This window comes from Faecalicatena faecalis (assembly GCF_012524165.2).
Classification (GTDB): Bacteria; Bacillota; Clostridia; order Lachnospirales; family Lachnospiraceae; genus Faecalicatena_A; species Faecalicatena_A faecalis.
The window spans coordinates 457,739-472,011 of the sequence record NZ_JABACJ020000001.1 but is presented as its reverse complement, the minus strand read 5'-3'; the positions used below and the strand labels follow the sequence as shown (position 1 = coordinate 472,011).

The window sequence follows — 14,273 nt, the reverse complement described above, 5'->3', positions numbered from 1 at the left end:
CCCCCTATACCTTTAAGTGCTTGCGTACTGTAAAGAAACTTCCTATGAAACCAATTCCCACACCAAGGAGCAATCCAATTGGAAGGAGGAATTTGTACACATAAGATGCCGGGAGGAACTCAATAATATTGTTCAGGATCTGGAACTTGGTCAATACATACTGCACCGCTTTTCCGTATAATGCATAAAGCAGTGCCAATGGTATGATCGCACCGATCACTCCCATGATCAGACCTTCAATAACGAACGGTGAACGGACTACAAAGTCCTTCGCACCGATATACTTCATAATCGCAATCTCTTCCTTACGGACCGTGATACCCATGGTGACCGTATTACTGATGAGGAAGATAGATACTCCGAACAGGATAATGATGATCGCGATGGATACATATGCAACCAACACATTCACACTGGAAAGTGTATTGGCTACGACATCAGACTTATTCACCTTTCTGACACCGTCCAGGCTCTTTGCAAACTTTACAAGGTCCTGCTGCGTCGCTGCCAGAGACTTGCTCCTTACAGAAAGACTCGCCTCATCATCCTCACTTGTCTTCATATAGACTTCATAGTTATCTGATCCTGCCAGAGGGTTGTCATTCTTGAAGCCTTCTGCAAGATCGGCATTATCTCCAAAATAATCATTTTTGAACTTATCCCATGCATCATCTGCAGAGACATAGTTCACCTTTGCAACATCGTCCCTGCCCTTTAATGCAGTTCCGATATCATCGATCTGCTTCTGTGTGACATCATCATCGAAAAATACGGTGATCGCCACTCCCTCTTCTGCTGTCTTTATGATATATTGAAAGTTCAGCAGGATGGAGAAGAACAGACCAAACAGGAAGATACAGGCTGACATCGTTGCAATGGATGCAAGCGAGAACATCTTATTTCTTCCAATATTCTTAACCCCTTGTTTTCCTACGTATCCTAATGTACTAATTCTCATCGAAATACCCACCTTTTTGTTCATCACTGACGATAACGCCTTGTTTCATCGTTATGACGCGCTCGTTCATCTCGTTTACGATTTCCTGGTTGTGAGTAACAACCAATACAGTTGTCCCTCTCTCATTCGCCTCTTTCAACAGACTCATGATCTCCCATGAGTTCGTTGGATCTAGGTTACCAGTCGGCTCGTCGGCCAACAAAATAGCAGGTTCATTCACAATTGCCCTTGCAATCGCTACACGCTGCTGCTCTCCCCCTGACAGCTCCTTCGGGAATGACTTATACTTCTGAGCCAGCCCTACCAGTGAAAGCGCCGCCGGCACTTTCTTCTTGATCACACGCGGCGGTGTCTCTGTAACACGCAGTGCAAATGCAATGTTCTCATAAATATTACGGTCCTTCAGGAGTCGGAAATCCTGGAAGACTACGCCTAATCCTCTTCTGTACTTCGCAATGTGACGATGTCTCATTCTGTTCAGGTTCTGCCCGTTGACGATGATCGTTCCTTCTGTAGGGTCCAGCTCCTTCATGATCAGACGGATCAGAGTTGACTTACCTGAACCACTGTCACCTACGATGAAAACGAATTCGCCCCTCTCGATCTTCACGGATACACCGTTCAAGGCGGCATTGCCCTTCGAGTACTCCTTCGTTACATTTCTTAATTCAATCATATGCTCCTCCTAATTATTCATACCCCTGGTATATTAGTATTCTAATGATTCCATATACTTCATGTACTTGACTACCATCAGAGCAATCTTGAAGGTGATCGCATCTTCAAAAACACGCAGATCAAGACCTGTGCTCTTCTGCAGCTTATCCAGTCGATATACCAGTGTATTTCTGTGAATATACAGCTGTCTGGACGTTTCTGATACATTCAGGCTATTTTCAAAAAACTTGTTGATAGTCGTCAATGTCTCCTCATCAAAGTCGTCCGGAGATTTCCCCTCGAAGATCTCCTTAATAAACATCTTACAAAGCGGGATCGGAAGCTGATAGATCAGACGTCCGATGCCGAGCGTGCTGTATGCCACTATATCCTTCTCATCGAAGAAAATCTTGCCTACATCCAGTGCAAGCTTCGCTTCTTTATAGGACTTGGAAACTTCCTTGATATCATTCACGATGGTGCCGTATGCAATGTGGATATGTTCCTCTCCACTCTCATCCTTTAAGGTATCAAGCATATCCTTGGCCATCTTCTCAAGCTCACGACCACCGTCTTTATCAGAAAGTTCCTTCACCACAATGATATTCTTCTCGTCCACAGCTGTAATGAAGTCCTTGGACTTCCCGCCGAGAAGGTTCCTTACATTGTCCAGTGCCACGCTATCTTTTTCATGAGATGTTTCAATAATAAAGATAACACGTTTTACTTCTGTGTCAATATGTAATTTTTTAGCTCTGTTATAAATGTCCACCAACAGCAGGTTATCCAGCAGAAGATTCTTGATGAAGTTGTCCTTATCAAATCTCTCCTTATAAGCAACTAACAGGCTCTGTACCTGAAAGGCTGCAATCTTGCCGACCATGTAAACATCTTCGCTCTCACCGCCGGCAAGCAGTACGTATTCCAACTGCTGTTCATCAAAAATCTTAAAAAATTGATTCCCCTGGATTACCTGGCTGTCAGCTGGAGACTCCACAAACGACAGGACTGCGCTCTCATATTCCTTCGCATCCTCAAATGTAGTGGCAAGTGCCTTGCCTTCTGTATCCAGCACGCAGAAATCAATTCTGGAAATTCCTTTAAGGCCTTCGATCGTGTTCTGAAGTATCTGGTTAGAAATCATATTTTATCTCCTCCGCTCATCCGCTCATTTCCATGTGCATTTTTCACAAAGATTAGGTTCACTTAAAATCTGGAACGCACATATATAAATTATATATTAATGCATAACGTCAAAAAAATAAAGAGGAAATCCACTATTTTTATGCATTTCCTCATATATTTTACAAAAAATTAACATTTTAAAAACTATACATAGTTCACAAATTTTATGATAGGCAAATTTTTTCAAAGCATACAAGCCCCAGATTGCAGGTACTAACAGCACGATACTGTCATACTTCCTTCCTCTGCCTTCCGACCCGATAACGGAATATCTTTTTCAGAAAAAAGCGGCGTACCCCGCTTCCACTGCGCTCTCCATACATCCTGGACAATGTCTTTCCGCATCCAAGCCACATCCTGGCATTGAGCAGTGCGCTGTTTTTAACGATGAATTCTTCCTGCTGCGGTGAGGGCAGGATAGACAGGATACAGTCCGTCTCCACTCCATTCACCTCATTGATGATCTCTTCCTCTGCTTTGCCCTCCGGGTCCAGGATTCCCTGCCCCACAATGACAATTCCTCTGTTATATCTTTCCAGAGCTGGTTTCAGGCTTTCCAGCTCCTGCCCAGAACCTGCGATCAGGAAAATCTTCTTATGGTTCCTCTGCAGAAAACGGATGAACATTCTTAGAAACAGTTCATTCGTCACATCCTTTAATAAATTCCTATCCTCCACCTCCGCGGCCTCTAAAATCTCTTTTTCACCCGGAAGTATCAAATCTATCTCTTTTGTCTTCTCTATCCATTCAGGGCTGTCCTGTCCCTGCATGAGCATATCCAATGTAACAATCTCTATCGTGTTGATGGACTCACTCTGCATATACTCAACGGCCGCCTGCATGGCAGCCTTTGCTGTGAAGCCGTCAATCTCCACATCAAAGATATTAATCTTCTTTTTCATTCACATCACCTATGCTTCTTCTCCCCAGGCGTATAATTGTATCAAAAAATTACATATTTTTCAACTCTTTCGCTTTCTTTTCGTAATCAGCCCCCCGATCCGGCCTGTTTCTTTGGAGGATAAGGAACGCCATCCCTCTGTGACCACTTTATCGAGAAGCCCCAGTTCTTCGGCGATTTCATATTTTAATTTTTCTTCTGGTTCCAGATTTTTCAAGTCAATCGGTTTTATTTTTTTTGTGGACATTTTTTCTAACCTACCTTTCCTTTTGGTAGGAGTATTGCCTGAATAGGGTGAGACATTCACATAAGTTAAGAAAAATCCGCCGCAGATAGTGAATACCCATATTGGTATCACCACCTGCGGCGGTTCTTATCTTTTCTTCTACCAGATCATCTGCTTCGATATTTCCTCTAATAAGATCAGATCGGCTCGTCTGGGATGATAACTGCTGCAATGAAGTACGCCAGGATACCGGAACCTGTGCATCCTAACAGTACCAGCAAAAGCCGCACCAGGGTAGCATCAATATTAAAATACTCTCCAACGCCTCCACATACTCCACAGATCATACGGTTACTTCTGGAACGATATAATTTTTTCTGTGACATCATGACTCCTCCTTTTATGAATCTCTCTATGATTCTATTCTTTTTTGTGACATATTACTTCATCTATCATTTATTCTATGAATCTTTCTTTAAAGCTTCTCTGCAAAGGAAACCTCGGCCGTTCCAACGCTGCAATCGATAGTCAGTAACTTTCCGGCATTATTTTTTATGGTCTTATCAACTCCAAGTCCCGAAAAACTGCTTCCGCCCAGTTTGATTTCTCCCAGGCCGCTTTTTAGTTCGTAATCATAATCCTTTTGTCTGCCTGCAAGAGTCAGGTCCAAATCCCCCACGCCGCACTCCAGTTCTGCCTTGCGTGTAAAATCACCATTCAGCTTTACCTGCCCGGCGCCGCAGTCGACATTCAGATCCTTTGTTTCGAATTGCTTCACAATCGCCTGGCCTGCACCTACATTCAGATCCAGACACCCTGTTTTAATACTCTTGATTTCGATTTCTCCGGCTCCGATTTCCAGGGAAACATCTTCCAGTGCTCTATCCTTTGGCACCTCAATGATCAGCTTTCCTGCATCCTTTCGGCCCAGTCGTTTCCAGAGGCTCTTATTGAACTGATCCTCTATCTTCAGTGTGCCGTCCTCCTGACCATACACCAGATAATCACGGCAGTCTTCATAGATACCTCCCGCATCTACTCTGATATCGTCTCCATCACCTTCCCTTACGATCAGCTTGAGATAGTCCAGCTCTACATCCAGTTCCCTAATTCCTGTAAAATTCGAGACTTCCTCTAATTCCCCCTGGATTTCCTCCGGCTCATCGTAGTCGTCTTCCTCTTCATAGTAGTCCTCATAGTCATCTATATCGTCTGAAACATCTGGATTATCGCTCCAATCATCGGGATTATCCCAGTCATTCCACTCATTTCTAAGGGAAACCATGCCGTGCCTGTATCTCACTTCATCCGCGTAAGCACTTCGAATTCCAGATAAGGTAGCTCCCATAGCAGTTCCTATGATACAAAGTACAAATCCGGCTCCCAAAACGGAAGCACATATGATCCAGAAAATCTTCCATCCTTTTTTCATATTAAGACACCGCCTTTCTATGGAATGGCCATCTGCAGATATTCACAATGATTCTGAAAATAGCCGGATACATCACGAAACAAAGCTTTACTGCCGCCACGGTCGCAATGAGACCGAGCACAAAGAGAATCAATCCAGAACCACTTGTCACCAACGCAATTGGAAGTGCCGTCAGAATCTTTGTGAGCCCCAGCACAAAAATCGCAAATCCTGCTATCATCAATGCCACGGCCCCGACTACCAAGCCTGCAAACAGACCAAATGCAGCAAATACAAGACCAATGGTAATTCCTAATACCGCAAGCAGGATCGGCCATGCGAATGAGGCAACGGCCAATGCGATCAGAATCACAAGTACGATTTTTAGCGGCCTGCTGGTTCTAGGAGGCTCCTGATATTCTTGATCCGATCCATATGAATCACGACTGTAGGAATCATTGCCATAGGCTCCTCTCTCATAAGAATTACTTCTATATGATGATGTGGACTGGCCACTCTGCGTACTGTGATAAGTATACCCGCCTTCTGCTCTTTTATAACGGTTCGGACGAGGTACCGGATCTGCTCTCTGTTCAAATCTGGAATCGCTATATCCATTCTCCGTAAACTCACCGCCGCCGTCGCCGCCGCCATCGCCGCTTAGGTCCGCCTTGATCAGCGCCGCAACATTCTCCGGGCTTCCTAACTCTTTAATGACCTGGGCTTCATTCTCCTCACCTGCGTCTTCAAAATAATCTGTATAAAAATGGATTGCTTCCTGCCTCTCCTCCTCCGGAATTACTGCAAGCAGTACTTCAAGCCTCTCCATAAATTCCTTTCGATTCATTCTATGACACCTCCCTCAAAAATCTCGTTGATCTTACCTGAATATTTCTTCCATTCTACTCTGTACAGGTTCAACTGTACCATGCCCTTCTCTGTCACCTTATAGTATCTCCTGTTCCTGCCGTCAAACTGTCTGTCATATACTTCCAGACATTCATCCTTCTGCAGGCGTCTGAGCACAGGATACAGAGTTGATTCCGATACATCAATGGCTCTGCGGACATCCTGGGTGATCTTATACCCATAAGTACCTTCATTCTCTCTGGAGACAACTGCAAGTACAATTGCGTCCAGCAATGCCGCACCAGTGTTAAATACCATGTTCTCACTCCTTTTACGATATGATTACGAATCCTGTATCATTATCATGTCCTTAATGTTGTAGATTCATCGATATTGCAATTTATTTAATATTGTTTTGTTTTCTATATTATATGTCGTATAATATTTTCTGTCAACCATTATTATAAACCTTTAGGATTTCTTAAGAAATCAAAGCAGACCGAATATCTGCGTTCACAAAAAGAGCTGCCCATCGACTGCGGCAGCTCTTAAAATCTTCGTTACTCAAAGCAGCTATTCCAAATCCACTTTGCTACGCCCTCATTCCCTCTTATTTTCTAATGTAGTATTAAAAATCGGACAGCCAGCACTCCCTGTATCAAGAGGATCAGTGGAACGCCTGCTTGAAACAGCGGCTTTTTCGTCTTATGCCGGAATGTCTGCATTCCAGCGTATGCCCCGATACTGCCTCCGACCAATGCCAGAAGAAGCAGGGTCTTCTCAGGGATACGCCACTGCTGCTTCCGGGCACGCTTTTTGTCAATTCCGTAGGTGATAAATGCAGCAGCATTGATCAGGATGAGATACATTATGAAATAGTTCTGCGGCATAAGTCCTCCTTTTATCATACAGAAATTTCTTGTTTCAGCGTAAATGAGTATATGATCTTCTCTTTCACATGTTTTCCCAATAACTGTTCCAGCGCTTGTGCGTAGTAGTCTAATTGGGCATGATATTTTTCCTTGAGCTCCTCTGCGGTACGCACATGGTCTGTTTTGTAGTCCAGTACGACCAGCCCGTCCTCTTCCTCAAAATAAACGTCTATGATTCCCTGTACCAGAATCGTCTCATCGCTCCTTTCATCTGGATAGATCTCTCTGGCGTCTACCCCAAGGACAAAAGGCTGTTCTTTTCGAAGCTGGTTCCTCTTTGCAGCCTCAATCATTCTTTTACCGCTTCTGCTGGACAAAAATACGAGTATATCGAAAGGACGGATGCACTGTGCCATATCGTGGGCAAGGCGTCCTTCTGATTCCAGTCTCCTGATTTCAGAAAGCAAGGTCTTTTGTTCATATTCCTTTGTAAAATCCAGAAGCTCAAGAAGTTTATGGTATGCACTACCACGGGAGGCTCCTGTAAGCTTCGTTTCCTCTTTCAGGAATTCAGGAAGAAGAGGGACCATCTCCGGCTCCTCATACATCTCCTCACCCGCTTCTTCCTCCAGATATGCACGCTTTTTCAACTCCGATACAGTAAATTTTAATTTCAGCTTTCCTTCCTGTTCATAGGGATAGATATATCCAAGCTGCTCCTTGAGCTGTCTTCCCAACTGCTCATGGTGGGTCCTCGTTGTGTCCCAATGCTCTAGTACGTCCCTCGCAATTTCTTCTGCCTTTCTGTCCGCACTCTCGTTGGCTGCCAGATTCCATACATCCTCGATCCGCACTTCAATCGGAATTTCCTCTGTGATCTTAGGAAGAAGAGGAAGCACCCAATCCAGATAACTTCTTGCCCCAGCAAGGATATAATAGGGAAGAGGTTCTGCGTCTTTATCCCGCCCCTTTCTATCCTCTGCCTCATACCGCTCCAGTGTTTCCTCTGCATTTGAGAGCTGCCCCGTCATGATCAGTTTTTCCTTTGCTCTGGTCAGCGCAACATAGAGCACTCGGAGTTCTTCTCCCAGATTTTCTCTTGTGATTTCTTCTTGAATGACCTTTTTTAGAATGGTCGGAATCTTCGTTCTTCTTTCCAGATCGATGGAATCAATTCCCACGCCCCATTCCGGGTGAATGACCAGACTCCCTTTGACATCCTGGGTATTGAACTGCTTGCCCATACCGGCAACGAAGACAATTGGGAATTCCAGCCCCTTACTCTTGTGAATCGTCAAAATACGGACCGTGTCGGCCTGTTCATCTGCGATATTCGCCTCACCGTAATCCACATCGTATTTTTGAAGCTGTTCAATATAACGCACAAAATTGAACAGTCCCTTGTAACTGGTCCCCTCAAATGCCGACGCTTTCTCCACAAGCATATCCACATTTGCCATACGCTGTGCGCCTCCCGGCATGGACGCCGCATAGATTCCATAACCTGTTTCTTCTATAATATACCAGAGCAGTTCATGAATCGCTGTATAGGGAACCATCTCACGAAAATGCTGGAGCGTACATAGAAATTGCCGCAGACGTCTGCTGATTTCCCTGTCCGGTTCTATGAACATCCTCTGTTTGTCCTCTTCGATGCCTTTTGAACCCTCCCCTGTTTCCGCTTCTTGGTCCTCTTCTGTTCCATAAGATGCATAACGCTTCACCGCCTCATAGAAGGGGATTTCTGGAAACGCGTTCCTGATTTCTGCAAGCTCCTGGGCATTCAGACCTGCGAAGGGCGAGGTCAGCACTGCGGTCAAAGGAAGTTCCTGTCTGAAATTGTCCAGAATCCGCAGATAATCCAGCAGGATACTCACCTCATACGTCTCAAAATATCCCTCTTGACTACCAGCATACGCGGGAATTCCTTCTTCTCCCAATACCTCGGCAAATGTATCGGCCCAGCCTTTGATACTTCTGGTCAGAATAACTATATCCTGATACCTTGGAGCACGGTATTTCCCAGTTGCCTTATCTAACACCCGACCGCTTTGCAATAACTCCTTGATCCGCTTCGCAATTGCCTTTGCCTCCAGTTCCTTCCCAGTCCTCATTTTTCCCGGAGGCGGTATCTCTTCCTCCTCTTGAGCCTGTATCTCGGATGTATCCACTAATAAAAGCTCTGTCTGGTTGATCGATCGACCTGCGGCATCGACCTGCGGCTCATAAGCAGCCCCCGGATATAAGGCTGCCTGCTTATCATATAGAATGCCGCCCAGCTCCTTTCGCATAATGTGTTCGAATATGAAATTGACACTGCTCAATACCTCTTCCCTGCTTCGGAAATTTTTATGCAGGTCGATCCGCTGTTTGTCGCTGTCCTCCTGACTGTAGGTATCATATTTTTCCATGAACAGCTCCGGCCTGGAAAGCCGGAAACGATAGATGCTCTGCTTCACGTCCCCCACCATGAATATATTATTCCTGCCTCTGCTTACCGTAGAAACACTGGTAAGGATTGCTTCCTGTATCAGGTTACTGTCCTGATACTCATCGATCATCACTTCCATGAACTGTTTCTGATACTCTTTAGCCACAGGAGATGGAACGAGCGTCCCCTCTTCCTTGGATGTCAGTATCCTTAAAGCGAACTGCTCCATGTCATTGAAATCAATCATATTCTTGCTCTGCTTTTTCTCCGAAAAAAGAACCGCAAATTGTTTCACAAGGCCGCTCAGCACTTCCATCGTCCCCGCAGCAGCTTCCATATCCGCTAGGATTTCCTGTGGCTCCTCATAGAAATACATTCCAGTCAGATCCTTGACCATTTTCTTGACTTTTTCACGCAGAGCCTTGACGCGCTCCTTTTTATCCACATCTACAGTCTCATCTTTCTTCGCAGAAAGACGTTTCCATGTAATACCAAGCACGGCCTGATACATCTCTTCAAAGGTGTCTGACTTCGCAAGCCGCAAAACTGCTGCCTGATCTGACTCCAGCATATCCCCATACATATAAGGACCGTCCGGCAGTTCACAAATCGTCATTCCTTCCTCCAGAATAGCAAGCATATCCTCCGCTTTCTGACGGACTAACTCCTTGACACGTTTCATACAGGCCGAATCGTCTGCCTCCGTATTTTCGGTTTTGTCCTCTATGACACTGGAATCCTCTGTACTGCTTTCCTCCCCGCGGTAACTTTCTGCACACTGGTCAAGCCACATATCCGGCTGTGGATAACTTCTGGAATATTCATAAAGCTTGAGGATGACCTCCTCCATCTTTTTATCATTCCTGCCGGCACCGAATTTTTCCACGAATTCCAGGAAAGGAACATCCCCATTTGCATAGCATGCTTCCAATAATTCATCCAGAACATCCTGCTTAAGGAGCTTTAATTCTCCCTCCTCTGCAATACGAAAACCAGGATCTATATCCAACACATGAAAATGGTCCCGTATGACGGACAGACAGAAGCTGTGTATCGTCGTAATCTGGGCACTGTGAATCAAGGTGGCCTGCCGCTGCAGGTGAACATTTTCCGGGTGCTCCTCCAGCGACTTTTCGATTGCCTCACGGATACGCTCCTTCATCTCCGCTGCTGCTGCCTCGGTAAAGGTCACGATCAGAAGACGGTCCACGTCCACCGGATGTTCTGAATCTGTGAGCATCTGAATGATTCTTTCGACCAGAACAGCCGTCTTACCGGAACCTGCTGCCGCCGAGACCAGGATATTCCGGTTTCTCAGATCAATGACCTTCTGTTGTTCCGCTGTCCACTTAACGCCCATTCTCCTGCTCCTCCTTCATCCGTTCTACTACGTCCTCCTTACTTAATTTCTCTAAGCTGTGATATTCATATCCCTCAAGCCCCGGTTCGAATCCGCAGATATCCCGAAAACCGCAATAATCACAGCCCGTACTGTTCCCCATTTCAAAGGGCCTTGCATGGGCCTCCCCTTCCAGAATGCGGCGCTTTAATTCCTGTTCCTTTCGTTTGGTATACTCCAGAAGCGTATGAAATTCGGCAGGTGCCAGGACCTTCGAATACCGGCTTAAACTGCCATCCTTATTTTTCCCCACGGGAATAAAATTGGAGTTCCCGCTCAAGTCCTTTTCTAAATGCCCGATCACAGCCTCGTCGGCATTCACGAGCCCATCCAGCTTCAACTCTTTCAAAAGCTTTTCCTCCAGAAGAGCCTCGTTTTTCTCTTTTTCTACGATCGGGTCCTTCATGCGGTAATAAAAGATGCCCGCCGGAAGGACTTCCTGACCGGGATGACGTTTCTGCTCAATATCCAGAGCTGCATTCAGATACACCGGAAGCTGCATCTGTAATCCATGATAGAAAGAGGTGATATCAAAACTTTTCGCTCCGGTCTTGTAATCTGTGACCTTGACATAGACCTTGTTCTCATCCTCGCAGGTATCGATTCTGTCGATCTTGCCGCTTCCGAACTTCATCTCATAACCACTTGGCACAAAATCGCCCTTTCTGAGCTGTTCTGTCAAAGCCCATACGGAGCGGTGGATCAATTTTTTAATACGTGTCACCATGTATTCATTGCGTGCGCTGCTGAACAACACCGTATTTCCATAATCGACGATACTTTCCTCCACACTTTCCTCAATCAACTGAGTCCGCATGGCTTCCCCCATCTCGGTCCATGGAATCTGATTCGCATCTGCCTTCTTGGCAAAACGTTCCATGGACTGGTGGGCAATATTTCCCAGATCCATGGCCTCGAACTGATACTGTTCACGTTCTGAAAGGCGCAGCCCATACGTCAGAAAATGTGCATATGCACAGGATGCGAAACGCTCCAGTCTGGTGACACTGAATCTGGACGCATCCCCATACATCAGTCTGGCAGCCTCCTTGGTCAAACGGTCCGGCTCTTTTCTAAAAAAGGCGGCATCGAGCATTCTTTCCACACTGTTTTCCTTTCCTTCCACTTTACCGGAACTCTCATCCTCCTGCAATTTTTCCTGATTCTGCCTCTGATTCTCCATATACCAGGAGAACAGCTCCTTCCACTCATCAGATAGTCCTGCCGCACGATTACGCAGACCATCGATCAGATATTCCGTTGCCGTCTTTTGGGTCAGCTCCTGCCCCGTTATGCCGATCTGCTCCTCATCAATGATTTTAAGAGCCGGGAATAACCGTCGGATATCCTGAATCAGATACGCCGGACGCAGGCTTTTTCCGTCTGCTGAGACCTTGCTGTAGGAAAGGCACAAATACTGTGTCGGCTTCGTCAGATTCATGTAGAGATAAAATTTCTGAATGTAGGTCTTCTCCTTAGAGCCCGGAGAAAGTGCGATCTTCTGTTCCGTAAAATGTTCCCTGTCACGTTCGGATAAAAGTCCTCCTTGTCCCAGTTTGCCTGGAAGGAGAGTATCATTTGCCCCTACAAAGAACAACGCCTTGATGTCCTTAAGACGGGTCCTCTCCACATCCCCGACGACCACCTGATCCAAACTCGGCGGGATGACTCCGACCTTGGCCTCCTCAAGCCCTGCATCCAGAAGTTCACAATATTCCTTCAGAGAGATCTTCTCATCTCCCAATAATTCTACGAATTTATCAAACAGTTCAATCACGATCCGGTACACCTGCGCATACTCTTTCGCCAGAGCCAGCTCTCCCTGCTCCTGGAATTTCTCCTCCATCTCCTTGACCCGTTTCTGACACTGCTGCACCACAAGATAGTCATAGATCGCAGAAGTAATATCCTTGACCGTCTTTGAGCGTTGTTTTAACACGACCATCAGTCCATCGATATTTTCCACGAACCGCACCCGCAATCCATTCAATGCTGCCAGCTCTTCCTCTTCCACTCCGGCCGTACGTCGTACCCAGGCCTCCTTATATTTCTTATAACCTTTGAGTCCAAGTGCCAGGACATAATTCTCCATCCGGTCCACTTCATCACGTGTGAACCCAGTCATTCCTGTCCGAAGAAAACGGAAAACACTTTCATAGGAAAAATTCTGTTCTGCCATCGCAAGCAGGCTTCTTAAATATTCCACGAATGCATTCAGAAGAATACTTTTTTTATTGTCCATGAACACTGGGATACCATACGTGTCACACGCCTTTTCCATACAGACAGCGTAGGCATTCAAATCACTGGCAATGACCGCAATATCCCGATAACGCAGTCCCTTCTCCCGTACCAGATACCGAATGTGAGAGGCTGCAAATTCGGCCTCCTTCTTCGGATTCCTCGCCACATGCACAGACAGCACATCCTGCTTCTTTTCATACTGTTTCTTAGAATACCGGAACAATTCCGCCTCTAAAAATCCCAGCACTTCATTATCCTTAAAACGGTAAAATGGTCTCTTGTACAGACACACCGCATCCTCGATTTCAACACGGCACTCCCCTGCAATGTTTACCAAGCTTGTCACCATCTGCTTGCTCAGTGCAAAGAGCTGATAGGGATGCCGATACATATAAGGGTCCTCCCGTCCATCCATGACAGCCGTGACCATGACCTTTTGACACACACACATCAGCTCCCCCAAAAGCTTATTCTGCACAGGTGTGAATCCAGTGAACCCATCCAGTACGACCACACTCTTTTTCAGAAGATCGGATTTTGGTACCGCAGCACTCAAAACATCCAGAAGCTCCTCTTTCGTAATGTACTTGTCTGCCAGATAATTTTCAAATCCTTCATATACCTTGCGGATGTCCATCAATTTATAATGAAGGTAGCTCTCCGGCTCCAATTCTTCCATGAACTCGTCCAGCTTCTCAAACCCGATTCCATACTGGGTGAACTCTGAAATCACGGACTTCACCTCACTGATATATCCCTGTTTCTTGAGATTTCCCCGCAGGACCTTTAGTTCTTCCTCATAATCCCCTGCGATCTTGCGCAGAATCAGATTCTTTCCCTCATCATCCAGGACCCGCTTCGTATCTCCTCCTGTCTCCTCAAAAATACGGTGCGCAAGCCTTCCGAAACTTAAAACATCAATATTCATAATCCCATGCTTGGGGTGCATCATACACAGATCCTTCTGTGTCTGCATCGTGAACTGCTCCGGCACCAGCACAAGATAATTCAGCTCTGGATGCTTCATGGACTCCTCGATCACCGTCTGATATAAATAATAGGATTTTCCTGAACCAGAATTTCCAAATATGAACTGTAATGACATACAGACCTCCTGTCAAATAATCAACAACCAAGTTC

The 14,273-nt window shown here is 45.7% G+C and carries 12 protein-coding genes; all 12 read right to left on the bottom strand.

The window, feature by feature from the left end:
• Positions 1-4 precede the first annotated feature (4 nt).
• Entirely contained in the window at positions 5-958 is a 954-nt protein-coding gene (gene ftsX / locus HGO97_RS02210) for a permease-like cell division protein FtsX (RefSeq protein WP_216238985.1), read from the bottom strand.
• Positions 948-1,634, bottom strand: a complete 687-nt coding sequence (gene ftsE, locus HGO97_RS02205; protein ID WP_216238983.1) for a cell division ATP-binding protein FtsE — start codon at positions 1,632-1,634, stop codon at positions 948-950. The genes ftsX and ftsE overlap by 11 nt, the downstream gene beginning before the upstream one ends.
• Before the next feature lie 33 nt (positions 1,635-1,667).
• Positions 1,668-2,759 (bottom strand): PucR family transcriptional regulator, encoded by a 1,092-nt coding sequence (locus HGO97_RS02200; RefSeq protein ID WP_216238981.1) that lies wholly within the window; start codon positions 2,757-2,759, stop codon positions 1,668-1,670.
• A 271-nt stretch (positions 2,760-3,030) separates the two neighbouring features.
• Positions 3,031-3,702 (bottom strand): WecB/TagA/CpsF family glycosyltransferase, encoded by a 672-nt coding sequence (locus tag HGO97_RS02195; RefSeq protein ID WP_216238979.1) that lies wholly within the window; start codon positions 3,700-3,702, stop codon positions 3,031-3,033.
• A 60-nt stretch (positions 3,703-3,762) separates the two neighbouring features.
• Positions 3,763-3,948 (bottom strand): small, acid-soluble spore protein, alpha/beta type, encoded by a 186-nt coding sequence (locus HGO97_RS02190; protein WP_216238977.1) that lies wholly within the window; start codon positions 3,946-3,948, stop codon positions 3,763-3,765.
• Positions 3,949-4,124: 176 nt separating this feature from the next.
• The gene (locus tag HGO97_RS02185) at positions 4,125-4,313 is read right to left on the bottom strand and encodes a PspC domain-containing protein (RefSeq protein ID WP_216239210.1); all 189 of its coding nucleotides are present in this window, start codon (positions 4,311-4,313) and stop codon (positions 4,125-4,127) included.
• Between the two features lie 89 nt (positions 4,314-4,402).
• The gene (locus HGO97_RS02180; RefSeq protein WP_216238976.1) at positions 4,403-5,359 is read right to left on the bottom strand and encodes a DUF4097 family beta strand repeat-containing protein; all 957 of its coding nucleotides are present in this window, start codon (positions 5,357-5,359) and stop codon (positions 4,403-4,405) included.
• 1 nt (position 5,360) lies between these two features.
• Entirely contained in the window at positions 5,361-6,185 is an 825-nt protein-coding gene (locus HGO97_RS02175) for a DUF1700 domain-containing protein (protein WP_216238974.1), read from the bottom strand.
• Positions 6,182-6,505, bottom strand: a complete 324-nt coding sequence (locus HGO97_RS02170; RefSeq protein ID WP_216238972.1) for a PadR family transcriptional regulator — start codon at positions 6,503-6,505, stop codon at positions 6,182-6,184. The genes HGO97_RS02175 and HGO97_RS02170 overlap by 4 nt, the downstream gene beginning before the upstream one ends.
• 299 nt (positions 6,506-6,804) lie before the next feature.
• A complete protein-coding gene (locus HGO97_RS02165) occupies positions 6,805-7,077 on the bottom strand; it encodes a DUF1294 domain-containing protein (RefSeq protein ID WP_216238970.1) in 273 nt (90 codons plus the stop codon).
• Between the two features lie 14 nt (positions 7,078-7,091).
• Complete coding sequence (addA, locus tag HGO97_RS02160) at positions 7,092-10,850, bottom strand: helicase-exonuclease AddAB subunit AddA (RefSeq protein WP_216238969.1); 3,759 nt, start codon at positions 10,848-10,850, stop codon at positions 7,092-7,094.
• Positions 10,840-14,238, bottom strand: a complete 3,399-nt coding sequence (locus tag HGO97_RS02155) for a PD-(D/E)XK nuclease family protein (RefSeq protein ID WP_216238967.1) — start codon at positions 14,236-14,238, stop codon at positions 10,840-10,842. The genes addA and HGO97_RS02155 overlap by 11 nt, the downstream gene beginning before the upstream one ends.
• Positions 14,239-14,273: the final 35 nt, after the last annotated feature.